Raw genomic sequence first — 18359 nt, forward strand, 5'->3', positions numbered from 1 at the left:
GCCAGCAGAATCCCTGCGGCTCGGCGATCTTTACACACTTCTCGCGGCGGCTTGGCGCCGGTTTATTTAGCCACGTGGCGAATAAACGCCCAAAACATCTCATTTTAAAGATAAAAACGCGTGAAACGTGCAATCCCCCTGCTTTACATGCGTCATACACCCATGTACCATTGAGCTAGTACAAAAGAACCTCTTTCAGGAGCACACATGTCTACGGACACCATCCAGAAGCTGGCCCGCCCTTCCGTCCTCGGCGGCGCGATGATCATTGCCGGTACCGCCGTTGGCGCCGGCATGTTTTCCATTCCGATCGTCACTTCCGGTGTCTGGTTCAGCGGCTCCGTCGCGCTGCTGGTGTATACCTGGGCCTGCATGTTGCTGTCCGGCCTGATGATCCTCGAAGCCACGCTGCACTACCCGAGCGGCGCCAGCTTCAACACCATGGTCAAGGATCTGCTGGGTAAAGGCTGGAACGCCGTGAATGGCCTGTCGGTGGCATTCGTGCTGTACATCCTGACCTACGCCTATATCTCCGCCGGCGGCTCGATCATCGCCCACACGCTGGAAGGCATCGTCGGCGTCGGCCAGACTACCGCCGGCTTGGTGTTCGCACTGGTGGTGGCATTTATCGTCTGGCTCTCCACCCGCGCGGTCGATCGCCTCAGCACCATTCTGATCGGCGGCATGGTGATCACCTTCGTGATGTCGGTGGGCGACATGTTCACCCACGTGCAGCCTGCGGTGCTGTTCAACAGCGGCGACGATCGGGCCAGCTATCTGCCTTACGCCCTGGCGGCGTTGCCTTACCTGCTGACCTCGTTCGGCTACCACGGCAACATTCCCGGGCTGGTGAAGTACTACCACAAGGACAGCGGCTCCGTGGTGCGCAGCCTGGTGTACGGCACCCTGCTGGCATTGGCTATCTACATCCTGTGGCAGTATGTGATTCAGGGCAATATCGCGCGCGACGCCTTTAAGCAAGTGATCGCCGAAGGCGGCAATATCGGCAGCCTGCTCAAGCAAATGGGCAACGTCTCCAGCAGCCAGACCGTCAGCCAACTGCTGAACGCCTTCTCCTATATGGCGCTGGCCAGCTCGTTCCTCGGCGTGTCGCTGGGCCTGTTCGATTATCTGGCGGACTTCTGCAAGTTCAAGGACGACGCCGTCGGGCGCAGCAAGACCGCTCTGGTGACCTTCGTGCCGCCGACCCTGGCCGCGCTGCTGTTCCCGAACGGCTTCCTGTACGCCATCGGCTTCGCCGGGCTGGCGGCCACCATCTGGGCGGTGATCGTGCCGGCGCTGATGGCGCGCGCCAGCCGCCGCCGCTACCCGCAGGCGGGTTACCGCGCACCGGGCGGCCGCGCCGTGATTCTGTTCGTCATCCTGTTCGGGCTGATCAACGCCGCCGCGCATATCCTGTCGCTGTTCGGCCTGCTGCCGGTCTTCCAGTAATCCTTGAAGGGAGAGCGCCTGCTCTCCCTTTCCTGCACTGTTTTTACGCCGGGCTCTTGCCTGAAATCGGCGGCGCGAGTACCTTGTCGCAACTTCTCTAATACTCTTCATTGCGGATGAATTGAAATGGCAAGAGCTAACGAAATTAAGCGCGGCATGGCGATCAGCTACAACGGCAAACTGCTGCTGGTAAAAGATATCGACGTGCAGAGCCCGAGCGCCCGTGGCGCCAGCACCCTGTACAAAATGCGCTTCTCCGACGTGCGCACCGGCCTGAAAGTGGAAGAACGCTTCAAGGGCGACGATATTCTGGACACCATTTCCCTGTCGCGCCGCAAGGTGAACTTCTCCTATATCGACGGTGAAGAATACGTGTTCATGGACGACGAAGATTACACGCCGTACATCTTCAAGAAAGACCAGATCGAAGATGAACTGCTGTTCATTCCGGAAGGCGGCCTGCCGGGCATGCAGGTGCTGACGCTGGATGGCCAGGTGCTGGCGCTGGAGCTGCCGCAAACCGTGGATATGGAAATCGTCGAGACCGCACCGGGCATCAAAGGCGCCTCCGCCAGCGCCCGCAACAAACCGGCCACCATGGCGACCGGTCTGGTGATCCACGTGCCGGAATACCTCAGCGCCGGCGACAAGATCCGCATTCATATCGCCGAACGCCGCTATATGAGCCGCGCCGACTAGTCGCGCCTACGGGGCCGATGCTCGGCCCCGTGTCACTTTCCGCTACGGCAATTCCGGGAAAAAGCGCCGCTTGAGCGCCAGCTCGACGCCGCGCAGCTCCGCCAGCCCTTTCAACCGCCCGATGGCCGAATAGCCCGGATTGGTTTTCTTTTTCAAATCGTCCAGCATCTGATGCCCATGATCGGGGCGCATCGGGATCGGCCGCCGATCGCCCGCCCGTTGCCGCCGCAACTCTTCGGTCAGGATCGCTTCGATCACCGCCACCATGTCCACATCGCCCTGCAGGTGCGCCCCTTCATGGAAGCTTTTCGGGTTTTCCTCGCGGCAGGTGGCGCGCAGATGGGTGAAATGAATGCGATCGCCGAAGGTTTCAATCATCCGCACCAGATCGTTGTCGGCGCGCACGCCGTATGAACCGGTACACATCGTGAAACCGTTATGAGGGCTGTCGACGGTCTGTTTCAGCCACTGCATGTCTTCTAGGGTGGAAACGATGCGCGGCAGGCCGAGGATCGGCCGCGGCGGATCGTCGGGGTGCACTGCCAGCCGGATGCCGGCCTCTTCCGCCACCGGCACGATGGCGCGCAGAAAGACCGCCATGTTTTCGCGCAGCCGCGCCTTGTCGATGCCGTCATATTCCGCCAACCGCCGGCGGAACTGCTCCAACGTATAGCCTTCTTCCGCTCCCGGCAGCCCGGCGATAATGTTGCCGGTCAGCCGGTTTTTTTCCTCCTCGCTCATGGCGGCGAAATAGGCCGCCGCCTGACTGCGCTCCTCTGACGTATAGTCCGCCTCGGCACCGGTGCGCTGCAGGATATGCAGCTCGAACGCGGCGAAGGCGGTCTGATCGAAACGCAGCGCTTTGGAACCGTCCGGCAGCGGATAGGCCAGATCGGTGCGCGTCCAGTCGAGGATCGGCATGAAGTTGTAGCAGACGGTGTCGATGCCGCAGGCCGCCAGGTTGCGCAGCGTCTGTTGATAGTTGACGATATGCCGCCGCCAGTCGCCGCTGTGGGTTTTGATCTCCTCATGCACCGGTACGCTTTCCACCACCGACCACACCAGCCCCTTTTCCGCCAGCAGCGCCTGCCGCGCGCGGATCTCGTCGATCGGCCAGACCTCGCCGTTCGCGATATGGTGCAGCGCCGTCACCACCCCGGTCGCCCCGGCCTGACGTACGTCGTCCAAAGAGACCGGATCGTTCGGGCCATACCAACGCCATGTTTGTTCCATGTTTTATCCTTATGCCTGTCTCGCACCGCAATGCTGTTATACCAGTTTAATTTAGATGTCAGCTATCTTTACCTTACTCTTTCGCCCTCCACTGTCAAAACCGAACCCTTGATTGGTTGATCCACTTCACGAATCTGGCTTATTTTGGACAGGCCAATTTATTTGACTGGCTGACAGCTCTACACTGGCCGCAGTTTTATATCGTCAGCGCGCCCTTGTTGATAGGGCGACAAACTGGTCCGCTAACTTGACGCAAGGGGCCAACCAGCTGTCTTACAGGCTTTGGAGATGAGATGAAAACGATCGCCAACACCCCGCTGCCGGGCGCCGTCCGGCAACCGAGCTATGACCGCCGAGCCCTGCGCAGCCGCATCGTGCACCTTGGTTTCGGTGCGTTCCACCGCGCGCATCAGGCGCTGCTGACCGATCGGGTGCTGAACGCCCAAGGCGGCGACTGGGGCATTTGCGAGATCAGTCTGTCCGGCGGCGTACCGCTGTTTGAGGCGCTGCGACAGCAGGATCATCTGTACAGCGTGCTGGAGAAAGGCGCGGACGGTCATCAGGCCATCGTGATCGGCGCGGTGCGTGAGAGCCTGCACCGCAAGCTGGAGGGCATCGCCGCGGTGCTGGAGAAGCTGGCCGAACCGCAGGTGGCGATCGTCTCGATGACCATTACCGAAAAAGGCTACTGCATCGAGCCCGGCAACGGGCGACTGGATCGGCAGCATCCGGGGATCGTCGCCGATCTGGCGTGGCCGCATCAGCCGCAGACCGTGCCCGGCATTTTGGTGGAAGCGCTGCGGCTGCGGCGCGAACGCGGCCTGCCCGCCTTCTCCCTGCTCTCCTGCGACAATATTCCGGAGAACGGCCATGTGCTGCGCCGGGCGGTGCTCGATCTGGCGCAGGCGCGGGATCCGTCGCTCGCCGATTGGATCGCCAGCGCCGCTACCTTCCCCTGCACCATGGTGGATCGCATCGTGCCGGCCGCCACGCCGGCCACGCTGGATGAGATCGCCGCCGCGCTGGGCGGCGTGCGCGACGAATGCGCCATCGCCTGCGAGCCCTTCATTCAATGGGTGGTGGAAGACCACTTCGCCGCCGGACGCCCGGCGTGGGAGTTGGCCGGCGCCCAGTTGGTCAGCGATGTGCTGCCGTTTGAACACATGAAGCTGCGCATGCTGAACGGCAGCCACTCGTTCCTGGCTTACCTAGGCTACCTGGGCGGCTACCGCTATATCAACGAGTGCATGGCGGATGAGCACTACCGCCGCGCCGCCCTGCGGTTGATGCTGGATGAACAGGCGCCAACGCTGAGCGTCACCGGCATCAGCCTGCCCGACTATGCCGCACAGCTTATCGCGCGTTTCAGCAATCCGGCGCTGCAACACCTCACCTGGCAGATCGCCATGGACGGCACGCAGAAGCTGCCGCAGCGCCTGCTGGATGCCGTGTGCTGGCATCTGCGGCACGGCGGCGACTATAGCGGGCTGGCGTTGGGCGTGGCGGGCTGGATGCGTTACATCGGCGGCGTCGATGACGCCGGTGAGCCGATCGACATTCGCGATCCGCTGGCAGACATGCTGCTGCAGACGGTTGCCGCAACGCCGGACGATCGACGGCGCGTAGCGGCGCTGTTGGCGTTGAAATCGGTATTCGGCGAAACGCTGGCGGCGCATGCGGCGTTTAGCGAAGCGGTGACGCAAGCCTATTTATCGCTGCGCGATCGCGGTGCGCGTGAAACGGTGAAGGAGTGGGTGATGCGGTGAGGAGCCTGCAGAGCCGAGAATAACCATGCCGGCGTAACGTTACGCCGGCATGGCGGAACGACTTAACGATAAACGACCGTCATAACAGCGAGTTTCTTCTGTTGGTCTACCCACTTCATTTCGGTTGTGCCTAGATTTAGCGGAAGTTCTTTGCGTGTAGTATCAAAACCTGACAACGCTTGCTGGGCCTGATAATGCTGGCCGTTGCGGTAACATTGCGTATTCGCCTTAGAATCTGCAATATTGACCGTGCAAGGACTTTCAACGATAGAACCGACGAAGCGAATTACCCCGCCGGCCACTCCTGCATGACTCACTGCCGTCCATGAAAACAACATTCCTACGATCAAAAATAACCGAAAGATATTCATGGCAACCTCATTTCTAGTTAAGCCAATTTAACCATAGAGGATCTTGTTCGGAATAATCGCAAGGAAAGGGGCAGGATTTGATCGTTAATCGCGTCATTAACAATGTAAAAACAAGCTACTAACAAAAGTTAACCGTATCTAATACAGGGTTTTATCTAAGAACTTTCTTGTTCTGAAAAGTGGATTTTGTCGGTTGAAAAGCGCAGGGTGACGTGCAAAATTTGAGAGATAGAGCACAAATTAAATCGCAGCGGCCTTGCCAATCCGGCAGCGTAACTCATTTATTAAGCAAGTTAATTTTTGCACCTGGAATTATTAATGACCAAAACCAATCTGATTACCGGCTTCCTCGGCAGCGGTAAAACCACCACCATCCGCCATTTGCTGGCTCATAAACCCGAGCATGAGCGCTGGGCGGTATTGGTCAATGAATTCGGCGAAATCGGCATCGACGGCGCGCTGCTGGCGGACAGCGGCGCGGTGCTCAAAGAGATCCCCGGCGGCTGTATGTGCTGCGTCAACGGCCTGCCGATGCAGGTGGGTTTGAATATGTTGTTGCAGCAGGCCAAACCGGACCGGCTGCTGATCGAGCCAACCGGGCTTGGGCATCCGAAACAAATCCTGTCGCTGCTGACCCAGGAGAGCTATGCCGGCTGGATCGATCTGCAGGCGACGCTGTGCCTGCTGGACGCGCGCCAGCTCAGCCAACCGCGCTACCGCGACAACGAAAACTTCCGCGATCAGCTGGCCGCAGCCGACATTATTTTGGCCAGCAAAAGCGATACCTATCAGGCAGAAGATCGGCTGGCGCTAACAGCCTGGACGGCGCAGGATCCGCTGCAGCGGCCCTGCTACGCTATCGCGCAAGGCGAGGCGGATGTCGGGCTGTTGTCACTTCCGCGCACGAATCGTACAGAATTGCCGGACGCGCAGCATCATCATGGGCAGGCGAAAACGCAGGGATTGGCGGCGCTGCGGCTACCGGAAAACGCCCGCTGGCGGCGGGCGTTGAACGAAGGGCAAGGCTTCACCAGCTGCGGCTGGATTTTTGACGGCGAAACCCGGTTCGACACCGTCGGTTTTATGGAGTGGGTGCGGCTGGCACCGGTCGAACGTGCCAAAGGCGTGGTGCGCATCCCCGAAGGCACGCTGCTGATCAACCGCCAGGGCCAGGATCTCAACATCGAAACTCGTCCGGCCGCCCCGCTCGATAGCCGCATTGAGCTGATCCACAGCGAAAATGCCGATTGGAACGCCCTGCAATCCGCCTTGTTTAAGATTCGTTTAAGTTAAATCTCGTACCGTTGCCCCCCCGGTTGTCGCAGGGCAGCCGGGTTTTGTTTCATTTTCATTTTTTCAACAGGTTATGTCATGACACGCCGCAATTTACCCTTCATTCTCTTCTTCAACTTACTGGGCGTTGCGCTGTTTCTGTCCTGGTTCCTGCCGGCCAACCACGGCGGCTGGTTTACCCTGGACTCGGCGATCTTCTTCTTCTTTAACCGCCATCTGGCCACCGACCCGTCATTTTTGCACTTGGTCGCCATCACCAATAACCGGGCGTTCGATGTGATTTCGCTGCTCGCCATGGGCCTGCTGTACCTGTACTTCTACCTGAAGCAGGACGCCGCCGGCCGCCGCCGCCTGGTGATCACCGGCGTGGTGATGCTGCTGACCGCTGTGGTGCTGAACCAACTGGGTCACCTGCTGCCGGTGAAACATCCGAGCCCAACCCTGACCTTCGACAATATCAATCGCGTTAGCGAGCTGACCGGTATCCCCACCAAGGACGCTTCCGGCGACAGTTTCCCCGGCGACCACGGCATGATGCTGATTATTTTTTCCTGCTTTATGCTGCGCTATTTCGGCCGCAGCGCCTTTGCCATCGCCTTGCTGATTACGCTGGTCTTTTCATTGCCGCGCGTGATGATTGGCGCCCACTGGTTTACCGACATCGCCGTCGGTTCGCTCTCCGTGGTGCTGGTTGGCGCCAGCTGGGTGTTGATGACGCCTTGCAGCGACTGGATTATCGATCGGTTGAATCGCCTGTTGCCCGGCAAACACCGCCCCGGCCAACCATAACTTGCGTCTATGACTCATGCCGGGAGGTCCACGCCTCCCGTGCTCTCCCCCCGCGCAGCGCGCAAAATTTCACCGCCGCCCGTTAACGCTTTTACAACCTGATTTCACGCCAGATTCATACATCGGACAATTGGCGTTTTTTATATGAAGATTTACATTATGTTACATCACAAATTCATATAAAAAAGACGGGAAAAAGGCTCGCAATCCCCTATCTGTTCCGGTAATCTCGGATGCGTTTGTGCCTGGTTTAAGTTGAATCAGTATGGAATCCGGTAAAAATGTGCGTTCCCGCACGTTTTCAGCGGTAACTGATTGTCGATGCAGCAGGTGCAGATTAGGCTCGTTCCGTTTGGCATTTTTCAGGTAGCGACTTTCGTCGTTAAGGACTTCAAGGGAAAACAACAACAATGGTCAAATCTCAACCGTTTCTGAGATATTTTTTGCGGGCGATCCCTGCAATTGCCGCTGCGGTTATGCTGTCAGCGTGCAGCTCGACTCACACTTCGAACTTGAATAACGCACAAACTGAGATGCGTGCAGTTAATGACAAAGACGGTCTTTTACTGCAAGCCTCTCAGGATGAATTCGAAGCGATGGTCCGCAACGTTGACGTCAAGTCAAAGATTATGGATCAGTACGCGGACTGGAAAGGCGTTCGCTACCGCTTAGGCGGTGACACCAAGCGCGGCATCGATTGCTCGGCGTTTGTACAGCGTACCTTCCGCGAACAGTTCGGCATGGATTTACCGCGTTCGACCTATGAACAGGAAGATCTCGGCAAGAAAATCCAGCGCACCAAGCTGCGCGCCGGCGATTTGGTGCTGTTCCGCGCCGGTTCCACCGGGCGCCATGTCGGCATCTATTTAGGCAACGATCAGTTCGTTCACGCCTCCACCAGCAGTGGTGTCATGATTTCCAAGCTGACCGATAACTACTGGGACAAACGTTATCGAGAAGCGCGTCGGGTGCTGACCAGCGGCTGACGGCGCCATGCCTTGAAGTTTCTGAAGACCAAACGAGCGATAAGCGCCGCCTACGGGCGGCGTTTTTATTGCTGTCGAACCGCCGAATCACCGGGGTTTGGCCGGGTATTATCGTTACCTTCCCCGCCAAGCCGCCGCCACCCACCATTATTTTGATAAACTGTTGGCAGGAAATCGCGCCGGCGAGGAGAAACTCGCCTATTATCGTCAGATGACGGCAACGGCACCCCGGCGTTATTTAAAACGTTACCGCTTAAAATATGCGCAATATATTTATCAGCGACGCTTCGCATTTAAACGGCGCCGTCGGCTGGGTACAGGATAGAAAGGCAAAAATGAAAAAAAAGCCGTTGGCACAATCCATTAAATGGCTGCGCAATAACCCTGACGCCCTGATGCAGAGGACTCGATTATGGGCTTGAAAAGGGCTTTCGCCCGCAGCGTGTCGCTTCGGCAGCGCAGTCTGGCTAAGAGCTGCGTCGCCGCCCTGGTCTTTTTTACGCTATTTACCGCGGTCACGCTTTCTTTGATCAACCACCAACGCACGCAATATCAGCATAAGGTTGAAGCTCGCACCAGGCAGTTCTCGCTGGATTATATTTCGCACCTGACGGCGGTCATGCAAAAAATGATGCCGTTGCTGGACAAGCCTTGCCTCTCCAGCCAGTCGGACATTACCTATCAGGCGGCCTTCACCAGCGGCGTGCGCACCTTCCTGTTAGTGAAGGAAGGTTACGCCTATTGCTCATCCGCCACCGGCGACATGATGTTGCCGATGAAAAATCTGTATCAGGATATCGACTGGACTCTGCCTCTGGATATGAAATTGCAGCAGGGCACGCCGATTGTGCCGAACAAACCGGCGGTGGCGGTTTGGCTGCGGCATCCCGGCGAGCCGGCTACCGGTATTCTCGCGACGCTGGACATCGATCTGATGCCTTATCTGCTGTTCACCTCGCATGACGAACAGGCGCCGGGCATCGCCATCGTGATGGGCCAGCGCGCCCTGACCACTTTCAGCCCGAACCTGATGCCGGTCGATCAGCTGCCGAAAGGCAAGGCGGATTACCTGACGCTGCCCAATCTGCCGTTGACCATTATGTTCTACAACGAAAAATTGACGCCTAATGACATCCGCCTGACGCTGCTGGGCAGCCTGGTGCTGTCTCTGATGATCGGCGTGCTCTGCTATTACATGCTGCTGCTGCGGCAAAGCCCGGAGCGCGCGCTGCTGCGCGGCATCAAGCGCAATGAGTTCTTTGTCGAATACCAACCGGTGTTTCATACCGGCAGCAACAGCATCGGCGGACTGGAAGCGCTGATTCGCTGGCAGCATCCTATCGAAGGGCGCATTCCGCCGGATATCTTTATCCCTTATGCCGAAAGCAACGGGCTGATCGTGCCGCTCACCCGCCACCTGTTCAGACTGATCGCCGAAGATGCGCCGCAGCTGGCCAAAGCCTTGCCGCAAGGCGGCAAGCTCGGCCTCAATATCTCCCCCTCCCACCTCAGCGCGCCATCCTTCCACCAGGACGTGTATGAACTGCTGGCGCAGTTGCCGTGCAACTACTTTACGCTGGTGTTTGAAATTACCGAACGCGGCATGGTGGAAGAAGAGAGCGCGCTGGCGGAATTCGACTGGTTGCATAAGCAGGGCATCGAGATCGCGGTAGACGACTTCGGCACCGGCCACAGTGCGCTTATTTATCTTGAACGTTTCACCATGGATTACCTGAAGATCGATCGCGGCTTCGTCAATACCATCGGCCAGGATACGGTCACTGCACCGGTGCTGGATGCCGTGATTTCGCTGGCGAGAAAGCTGAAAATGCTGACGGTGGCCGAAGGCGTGGAAACCGCCGAGCAAATGCAGTTCTTGCAGGAACACGGCGTCAACTTCATGCAGGGTTATTACTTCAGCAGGCCCTTGAGCCTCGACAATTTCGTCGCTTACTGCAAGGCGCATCAGGTCTTTGATTATCAGGAAAAAAATAGTTAATCTTTAAGCATCTTTACCCTGCGTCTCCCCGAAGAATGTTATGCTGGGCGCAGGTTGTACTTCATTCCACAGCAGGAGCTTACCGTCTGATGTCCGTGCGCATTTTCGCAGCTTTGGTGCTTTCGACACTGAGCTTCGGTCTGCAGGCCGAGGCCCTCAATGAAAGCTACGCTTTCGCCCTTCTCGGTGAACCGAAATACGCCACCGACTTCAGCCATTTCGACTACGTCAATCCGGCTGCGCCCAAAGGCGGCGACGTGCGGCTGGCGGCCATCGGCACCTACGACAATTTCAACCGCTTCGCCACCCGCGGCGTGCCCGGCGAGCGCACGATGGAGCTGTACGATACGCTGTTCACCAACTCCGACGACGAACCCGGCAGCTATTACCCGTTGATTGCCGAATCGGCCCGTTTCCCGGCCGACATGCGCTGGATGGAATTGGATATTAACGCCCGCGCCCGCTTCCAGGACGGCAGCCCGATCACCGCCGCCGACGTGGCCTTCACCTTCAACAAATTCATGGCCGAGGGCGTGCCGCAGTTTCGTGCTTTCTACAAAGGCGTTACGGTCAAGGCAATTTCCCGGCTGACGGTGCGCATCGAGCTGCCTAAGGCGAATCGGGATCAAATCCTCAGCCTGCTCAGCCTGCGAGTATTGCCGGAAAGCTTCTGGAAAAACCATAAGCTCAATGAGCCGCTCAACACCCCACCACTCGCCAGCGGCCCATATAAAATCAGCGATTACCGCCTCGGCCAGTACATCACCTACCAGCGGGTGCGCGACTACTGGGCAGCCAACTTGCCGGTGAATCGCGGCCGTTACAACTTCGACAGCATTCGCTACGATTATTACCTGGACGATAAAGTGGCGCTGGAAGCCTTCAAGGCCGGGGCTTACGATTTCCGCATCGAGCCGTCGCCCAAGAGCTGGGCCACCCAGTATCAGGGCGGCAACTTCGCGCGCAACTACATCATCAAACAGGATGAGACCAATCAGGCGGCGCAGAATACCCGCTGGCTGGCGTTCAACCTGCAAAAGCCGCTGTTTTCCGATCGCCGGGTACGGGAAGCGATCGGTTTGGCTTTCGACTTCAACTGGATGAACAAGGCGCTGTATTACAACGCCTATCAGCGCACCGACAGCTATTTCCAAAATACCGCCTACGCTGCCCGCGGCTACCCGGACGCCGACGAATTGGCCTTGCTGGCGCCGCTTAAGGGCCAGGTGCCGCCGGAAGTGTTTACCAGCATCTACCAACCGCCCTCTTCCGACGGCAGCGGTAACGACCGGCAAAATCTGCTGAAGGCGACCCAACTGCTGAAAGAGGCCGGCTGGGTGGTCAAAAACCAAAAGCTGGTCAACGCCAAAACCGGCCAGCCGTTCACCTTTGAACTGATGCTGCTGAGCGGCAGCAACTTCCAGTATGTGCTGCCGTTCCGCCATAACTTGCAGCGGCTGGGCATCGAGATGCAGATCCGCGAGGTCGACGCTTCGCAGTACACCCGCCGCATGCGCGAACGCGATTTCGACATGATGTCAACGGTATATATGGCGATGCCGTTCCCCAGCGCCGATCTGCAAATCCTGTGGGATTCACAGTACATCGATTCCAGTTACAACACGGCCGGCGTCAAAGATCCGGCGGTCGACAGCCTGGTCAGACAAATCGCCGCCCATCAGGGCGACGAAAAAGCCCTGCTGCCGCTCGGTCGCGCGCTGGATCGGGTGCTGACCTGGAATCGCTATATGCTGCCAATGTGGTACTCCAGCCACGATCGCTACGCCTATTGGGACAAGTTCTCCACGCCGCCGATCCGCCCGGCCTATGCGATCGGATTCGACAACTGGTGGTACGACGTCAACAAGGCGGCACGTTTACCGGCTCAACGGCAATAAGGAGTCGGAATGGCAGCCTATCTGATACGCAGACTGTTACTGGTGATCCCCACGCTGTGGGCGATCATCACCATCAACTTTTTTATCGTGCAAATCGCCCCCGGCGGCCCGGTCGATCAGGCCATCGCCGCCATCGAACTGGGTCAGGGCAGCGGTTTTGGCAGCGGCGGCGTGAATGAAGGCCTGGGCCATGCTCGGGCCGGCGTTCCCGCCGCAACTGAAGGCCAATATCGCGGTTCGCGCGGCTTGGATCCGGAGGTGATCGCCGAGATCACTAAGCGTTACGGCTTCGACAAACCGCTGCACGAGCGCTACTTCACCATGCTGTGGAACTATATGCGCTTCGACTTCGGCGACAGCCTGTTTCGCGGCGCTTCAGTGATGCAGCTGATCGGCCAGAGCCTGCCGGTCTCCATCACGCTGGGCCTGTGGAGCACGCTGATCATCTATCTGGTGTCGATCCCGCTCGGCATCCGCAAGGCCGTCCACAACGGCAGCGCGTTCGATACCTGGAGCAGCACGCTGATTATCATCGGCTACGCCATTCCGGCTTTTCTGTTCGCCATTCTGATGATCGTGCTGTTCGCCGGCGGCAGCTACCTGGACTGGTTCCCGCTGCGCGGCCTGGTGTCGAGCAACTTCGACACCCTCTCGTGGCCGGCGAAGATCGCCGACTACCTGTGGCACATCACGCTGCCGGTGCTGGCGACGGTGATCGGCGGTTTCGCCACCCTGACCATGCTGACCAAGAACTCATTCCTCGACGAGATCCGTAAACAATACGTCACCACCGCCCGTGCCAAGGGGCTGGACGAGAAAAAAATCCTCTACCGCCACGTGTTCCGCAACGCCATGCTGCTGGTGATCGCCGGTTTTCCGGCCACCTTTATCAGCATGTTCTTCACCGGCTCGCTGCTGATCGAAGTGATGTTCTCGCTCAACGGCCTGGGGCTGCTGGGCTACGATGCCACACTGCAGCGCGACTACCCGGTGATGTTCGGCACGCTGTATATCTTCACCCTGATCGGCCTGCTGTTGAATATCCTCAGCGATATCACCTACACCCTGGTCGATCCGCGCATTGACTTCGAGGCCCGCCAATGAGCCGCCTTAGCCCGATCAACCAGGCACGCTGGGCGCGTTTTCGCCGCAACCGCCGCGGTTACTGGTCGCTGTGGATCTTCTTGGTGCTGTTCACCCTCAGCCTGGCCGCCGATCTGATCGCCAACGACAAACCGCTGTTGGTGCGTTATGAAGGCCGGCTGTATCTGCCGTTTATGATCAACTACAGCGAAACCGCGTTCGGCGGCGAGCTGAGTACCGAAGCCGACTATCAGGATCCGTTCGTGCAGCGGCAGATCGAACGGCACGGCTGGGCGGTTTGGGCGCCGATCCGCTTCAGTTACGACACCATCAATTTCGCCACCGAGGTGCCCTTCCCCTCGCCGCCTTCGCGCCACAATCTGCTCGGCACCGACAGCAACGGCGGCGACGTGCTCGCTCGTGTGCTGTACGGCTTTCGCATTTCGATGCTGTTCGGCCTGGCGCTGACGCTGTTTTCCAGCCTGATCGGCGTGTGCGTCGGCGCGACGCAGGGATATTACGGCGGGCGCTTCGATCTGTGGGGGCAACGCTTTATCGAAGTGTGGTCGGGCATGCCGACGTTGTTTCTGATCATTCTGCTGTCGAGCATCGTTCAGCCCAATTTCTGGTGGCTGCTAGGCATCACTATCCTGTTCGGCTGGATGAGCCTGGTGGGCGTGGTGCGCGCCGAGTTTCTGCGCACTCGCAACTATGACTATATCCGCGCCGCGCGCGCCATGGGCGTGTCGGATCGGGTCATCATGTCCCGCCATATGCTGCCCAACGCCATGGTGGCAACGCTGACCTTCCTGCCGTTTATCCTCTGCGGCTCGATCACCACCCTGACGTCGCTCGATTTTCTCGGCTTCGGCCTGCCGATAGGTTCGCCGTCGCTCGGCGAACTGCTGCTGCAAGGCAAAAACAATCTGCAGGCGCCGTGGCTCGGCATCACCGCCTTCCTGGTATTGGCGGTACTGCTGTCGTTATTAATCTTTATCGGCGAAGCGGTGCGCGACGCCTTTGACCCCAGCAAGGCGCATTGATATGGCCACTCCTCTGCTCGCTATCCAGGATCTCAGCATCGCCTTCCGCCAGGGCGACAGCCTCACGCCGGTAGTCAATGAACTGTCGCTGCAAATAGCGCCGGCGGAAACGCTGGCGTTGGTGGGAGAATCCGGCTCCGGCAAAAGCGTCACCGCCCTGTCGATACTGCGCCTGCTGCCCGCGCCGCCGGTGGTCTATCCTGCCGGCGATATCCTGTTTAACGGCGACTCGTTGCTGCATGCGCCGGAAGCGGCGCTGCGCAAGGTGCGCGGCAACCATATCGCGATGATCTTTCAGGAGCCGATGGTGTCACTCAACCCGCTGCACACCATCGAAAAGCAACTGGCGGAAGTGCTGATGCTGCACCGCGGCCTGCGGCGCGAGGCCGCGCGCGCCGAGATCGTCGAGTGTCTGGAGCGCGTCGGCATCCGCCAGGCCAAGAGCCGATTGCAGGACTACCCGCATCAGCTGTCCGGCGGCGAACGCCAGCGGGTGATGATCGCCATGGCGGTATTGACCCGCCCGAAACTGCTGATTGCCGACGAGCCCACCACCGCACTCGACGTGACTATCCAGGCGCAGATCCTGACGCTGCTGCAAGAATTGAAACAAGAAATGGGCATGGGGCTGCTGTTCATCACTCATAACCTGAATATCGTGCGCCGCCTGGCGGACAACGTGGCGGTGATGCGCCAGGGGCGCTGCGTGGAGCAAAACGGCCGCGCACAGCTGTTCAGCCGGCCGCAGCATCCCTACACGCAGCAGCTGCTGGCCGCCGAAGACGTCGGTGAACCGCTGCCGCTGCCCACCGCGCGCCCCGGCGACGAGCGGCCGCTGCTCAAGGTGGAAGGTCTGCAGGTACGCTTCCCCATCCGGCGCGGCCTGCTGCGCCGCACGGTGGATTATCACTATGCGCTGAAATCGTTGAGCTTTGAGTTGCGCGCCGGGGAAAGCGTGGGGCTGGTGGGGGAATCCGGATCGGGTAAAAGCACCACCGGGTTGGCGCTATTGCGTCTGCTGGCCTCGCAGGGCGCCATCTGGTTCGACGGCGAACCGTTGCACCCGCTCACGATGAAGCAGATGTTGCCCTACCGCAGCCGGATGCAAATCGTCTTCCAGGATCCCTACTCCGCCCTGAACCCGCGCCTGAACGTGCAGCAGATCATCGCTGAAGGGTTGGAAGTGCACCAGCGGCTTAGCGCCGAGCAGCGGGAGCAGCGCGTGATCGAGGTGTTGCAGGAGGTCGGCCTGGATCCGCAGCTGCGCCATCGTTACCCTACCGAGTTTTCCGGCGGTCAGCGCCAGCGTATCGCCATCGCGCGCGCGCTGATCCTGCAGCCGCAGCTGCTGATCCTCGACGAGCCGACCTCTTCACTGGATAAATCGGTGCAGGCGCAGATCCTGACGCTGCTGAAATCGCTGCAGCAACGCCACCGGCTGGCTTATCTGTTCATCAGCCATGACCTGCAGGTGGTGCGTTCGCTGTGCCACCAGGTCATCGTGCTGCGACAGGGGGAAGTGGTTGAGCAAGGGGACTGCCGGGCCATTTTCGCGGCGCCTGCAGCCGACTATACCCGACAACTGCTGCAGTTGGCGGATTAGCGGCGAAGTCAGAAGGGGTATTGTGCGCTAAGCGGTTCGGCGATGGCGGCGCCGACGTTTTTCAGGCGGCACATCGTCGCGCTCTCGTCGCTGCGCTGTACGAACAGGCAAGGTTCCCCTTCCCATTCGACGATCGCGCAGTCGACCTGAATCTCCTGCAACGACAGATTAAGCTGTTGCATCACCTGCCAGGCCTCGGCGCCTTCATGGCTGAGCAACTTCAGCCCAATCAGGTTGTTATCCTCGTCTATTCCGTTAAACGGAAGCGGTTCGACCTTCACGCCGGTGAAACCGGATAGCCAACGATAACTTTGCGGCAAGCGATGCACTACCGAAAGTTGGATACTCTCCACATGAAATCCCTAGTTTGAAAAGGTGAAACACGTTTACCTGACAGGGTAACTAAGTTATAGCCGTTGACTCCCGACTCTGCCGCGCACAAATGTTATTTAAATGTAAATTTTGCCGCAAGCCATTAACATTACCCCGTGCGAGCCGATGCCGTGCCATTTTCTGGCGCGCCGTGCGGTGTTATTTCACGGCATTTTGCGACTCAGCTCGCATTTTTGCGTTATATGTAACCCTTTCCCGCCGCGATCTCAACTCTTTTTTCTTGCAATGCGACTACTTTTTCGTCGCCATATTTTTACATTGAGGAAACATTTCCCCTGTCTAATTAGCGCACACCATGGCGCTAATAGGTTGATTTACATTGCCCCTAATACAAATCACCCACTTCAGCCAGCCGGTAGAACGCCGCGCCGCCCGGCCGATATCGGGCGGCGCGACAGCGGTTATTTTTAACAAAAAGCACACAGGTGAGAAAATGGCCAATTGATTAGCTAGCGTATATTTAGCAACAAAATTTTCATTGCCGGTTGCACGATGAAATGGCAGGGCGCAACCTCATGATGAAACGGGGCTGCGCGCCCCGCTCCCGGAGAACGTCAGACCGCGCGATCGCGCGGCCGGCTGGCGTACAGGTAGAACAGCACCGCCACAATGCTGCACAGCGCCATCGAAGTGACCATAGGCCAGGCGCTTTTGCCTGGCGCCATCGACAGCACCGCGCCCACCAGCGCGCCGATGCTGAAACGCAGCGTGCCGGCCAGGGAAGAGGCGGTGCCCGCCATATGCGGAAAATCGTCCAGGATCACCGCCATGGCGTTGGATGAGATCATCGCGATGCACCCCAGATAGACCGCAACGCCGATCACCAGCGCCCAGAAACCCAGCCCGATGGCGCTCACCGCCAGCAGCCACAGCCCCATCGCCAGCTGCACCAACAGCCCCAGTTTGAACATCTTGACCGCGCCGAATCGCCGCACGTTGCGGCTGTTGATCAGCGTCGTCAGGAACAGGAAGACGATGTTCAGCGCAAAGTAGTAACCGAAGTGCTGCGGCGAAACGTGGTTCAGTTCAATGTAGACGAACGGCCCGGCGCTGAGGAACGAGAACATGCCGGCGAACGAGAAGGCGCTGGCCAGCATGTAGCTCAGCACCCGCTTGTGTCGGAACAGCGAACCGAAGTTGCCCAGCGTGGTGCGCAGGTGGAAGCGCTGTCGCCGCTCTTTCGGCAACGTCTCCTTGATGAACAAGGCCACCAGCAGTGAACCGATCAACGCCGCGGCGCCCATGGTCCAGAAGATGGCGTGCCAGCTGAACCACAGCAGCAGCGCACCACCGATCATCGGTGCCAGCAGCGGCGCGATGGTCATCACCAGAATGACGAACGACATCATGCGCGAAAACTCGTCCTTGGTGAACATGTCGCGCATCAAGGCGTTGATCACCACGCTGGCGGCGGCGGCGGCCAGGCCGTGCAGGAAACGCAGCCCGATCAGCTGATCGATCGACTGCGCCATGGCGCAGGCGCAACCGGCGATGGCGAAGATCAGCGTCCCCCACAGGATCACCGGTTTGCGGCCGATGCTGTCCGACATCGGCCCATAGAACAGCTGACCGAAGGCGAAGCCGAGCATATAAGCGCTGAGCGTCATCTGCACGCTGCCAGATTCGACGCCAAACTGGGCGGCGATCACCGGCATACTGGGCAGGTACATGTCGATGGCCAACGGCATCAACATGGACAACAGGCCCAGAATGAAAATCAAACCGAGATGAGAGGTTCGGTTCTGTTGCAC

At 58.9% G+C, this 18359-nt stretch carries 15 protein-coding genes; 11 read left to right on the forward strand and 4 right to left on the reverse strand.

Annotated features, from left to right (window positions below):
- The first annotated feature begins 207 nt into the window (after positions 1–207).
- Together mtr and yeiP are read left to right on the forward strand one after the other, a co-directional pair.
- Positions 208–1452: a tryptophan permease gene (mtr, locus tag ATE40_RS13195; protein WP_019453628.1), complete on the forward strand. Its 1245-nt coding sequence runs from the start codon at positions 208–210 to the stop codon at positions 1450–1452.
- A gap of 126 nt (positions 1453–1578) precedes the next feature.
- Positions 1579–2151, forward strand: a complete 573-nt coding sequence (gene yeiP, locus ATE40_RS13200) for an elongation factor P-like protein YeiP (RefSeq protein ID WP_004935725.1) — start codon at positions 1579–1581, stop codon at positions 2149–2151.
- A gap of 42 nt (positions 2152–2193) precedes the next feature.
- Here yeiP and uxuA read toward each other — a convergent pair whose 3' ends face one another.
- On the reverse strand, positions 2194–3384 hold the full coding sequence (uxuA, locus tag ATE40_RS13205) for a mannonate dehydratase (protein ID WP_063919740.1): 1191 nt from the start codon (positions 3382–3384) through the stop codon (positions 2194–2196).
- Positions 3385–3677: 293 nt separating this feature from the next.
- Between uxuA and ATE40_RS13210 the strand changes: the two genes are divergently transcribed.
- Positions 3678–5150, forward strand: a complete 1473-nt coding sequence (locus tag ATE40_RS13210) for a mannitol dehydrogenase family protein (protein ID WP_063919741.1) — start codon at positions 3678–3680, stop codon at positions 5148–5150.
- A 62-nt stretch (positions 5151–5212) separates the two neighbouring features.
- Here ATE40_RS13210 and ATE40_RS13215 read toward each other — a convergent pair whose 3' ends face one another.
- On the reverse strand, positions 5213–5521 hold the full coding sequence (locus ATE40_RS13215; protein ID WP_019453631.1) for a type 1 fimbrial protein: 309 nt from the start codon (positions 5519–5521) through the stop codon (positions 5213–5215).
- Positions 5522–5839: 318 nt separating this feature from the next.
- On the opposite strand from ATE40_RS13215, the gene ATE40_RS13220 reads away from it, so the two are divergent.
- The 8 genes from ATE40_RS13220 to yejF all read left to right on the forward strand — a co-directional run bounded on the left by ATE40_RS13220 (position 5840) and on the right by yejF (position 16215).
- Positions 5840–6814, forward strand: coding sequence for a CobW family GTP-binding protein (locus ATE40_RS13220; protein WP_063919742.1), 975 nt, complete (start codon positions 5840–5842; stop codon positions 6812–6814).
- Positions 6815–6892: 78 nt separating this feature from the next.
- Complete coding sequence (locus tag ATE40_RS13225; protein WP_063919743.1) at positions 6893–7603, forward strand: phosphatase PAP2 family protein; 711 nt, start codon at positions 6893–6895, stop codon at positions 7601–7603.
- A 410-nt stretch (positions 7604–8013) separates the two neighbouring features.
- The gene (gene mepS, locus ATE40_RS13230) at positions 8014–8589 is read left to right on the forward strand and encodes a bifunctional murein DD-endopeptidase/murein LD-carboxypeptidase (protein ID WP_025160183.1); all 576 of its coding nucleotides are present in this window, start codon (positions 8014–8016) and stop codon (positions 8587–8589) included.
- A gap of 412 nt (positions 8590–9001) precedes the next feature.
- Positions 9002–10588: a cyclic di-GMP phosphodiesterase gene (locus ATE40_RS13235; protein ID WP_019453636.1), complete on the forward strand. Its 1587-nt coding sequence runs from the start codon at positions 9002–9004 to the stop codon at positions 10586–10588.
- 89 nt (positions 10589–10677) lie between these two features.
- Positions 10678–12486: an extracellular solute-binding protein gene (locus tag ATE40_RS13240; RefSeq protein WP_063919744.1), complete on the forward strand. Its 1809-nt coding sequence runs from the start codon at positions 10678–10680 to the stop codon at positions 12484–12486.
- Between the two features lie 9 nt (positions 12487–12495).
- The gene (locus ATE40_RS13245) at positions 12496–13590 is read left to right on the forward strand and encodes a microcin C ABC transporter permease YejB (protein WP_063919745.1); all 1095 of its coding nucleotides are present in this window, start codon (positions 12496–12498) and stop codon (positions 13588–13590) included.
- Positions 13587–14612: an ABC transporter permease gene (locus ATE40_RS13250; RefSeq protein ID WP_019453639.1), complete on the forward strand. Its 1026-nt coding sequence runs from the start codon at positions 13587–13589 to the stop codon at positions 14610–14612. The genes ATE40_RS13245 and ATE40_RS13250 overlap by 4 nt, the downstream gene beginning before the upstream one ends.
- 1 nt (position 14613) lies before the next feature.
- The gene (gene yejF / locus ATE40_RS13255; protein WP_063919746.1) at positions 14614–16215 is read left to right on the forward strand and encodes a microcin C ABC transporter ATP-binding protein YejF; all 1602 of its coding nucleotides are present in this window, start codon (positions 14614–14616) and stop codon (positions 16213–16215) included.
- Between the two features lie 8 nt (positions 16216–16223).
- Here yejF and ATE40_RS13260 read toward each other — a convergent pair whose 3' ends face one another.
- Together ATE40_RS13260 and ATE40_RS13265 are read right to left on the reverse strand one after the other, a co-directional pair.
- Complete coding sequence (locus tag ATE40_RS13260) at positions 16224–16568, reverse strand: YejG family protein (RefSeq protein ID WP_025160182.1); 345 nt, start codon at positions 16566–16568, stop codon at positions 16224–16226.
- A 594-nt stretch (positions 16569–17162) separates the two neighbouring features.
- The gene (locus ATE40_RS13265) at positions 17163–18359 is read right to left on the reverse strand and encodes a Bcr/CflA family multidrug efflux MFS transporter (protein WP_019453642.1); all 1197 of its coding nucleotides are present in this window, start codon (positions 18357–18359) and stop codon (positions 17163–17165) included.

The sequence above is a fragment of the Serratia surfactantfaciens genome (assembly GCF_001642805.2).
GTDB classification, from domain to species: domain Bacteria; phylum Pseudomonadota; class Gammaproteobacteria; order Enterobacterales; family Enterobacteriaceae; genus Serratia; species Serratia surfactantfaciens.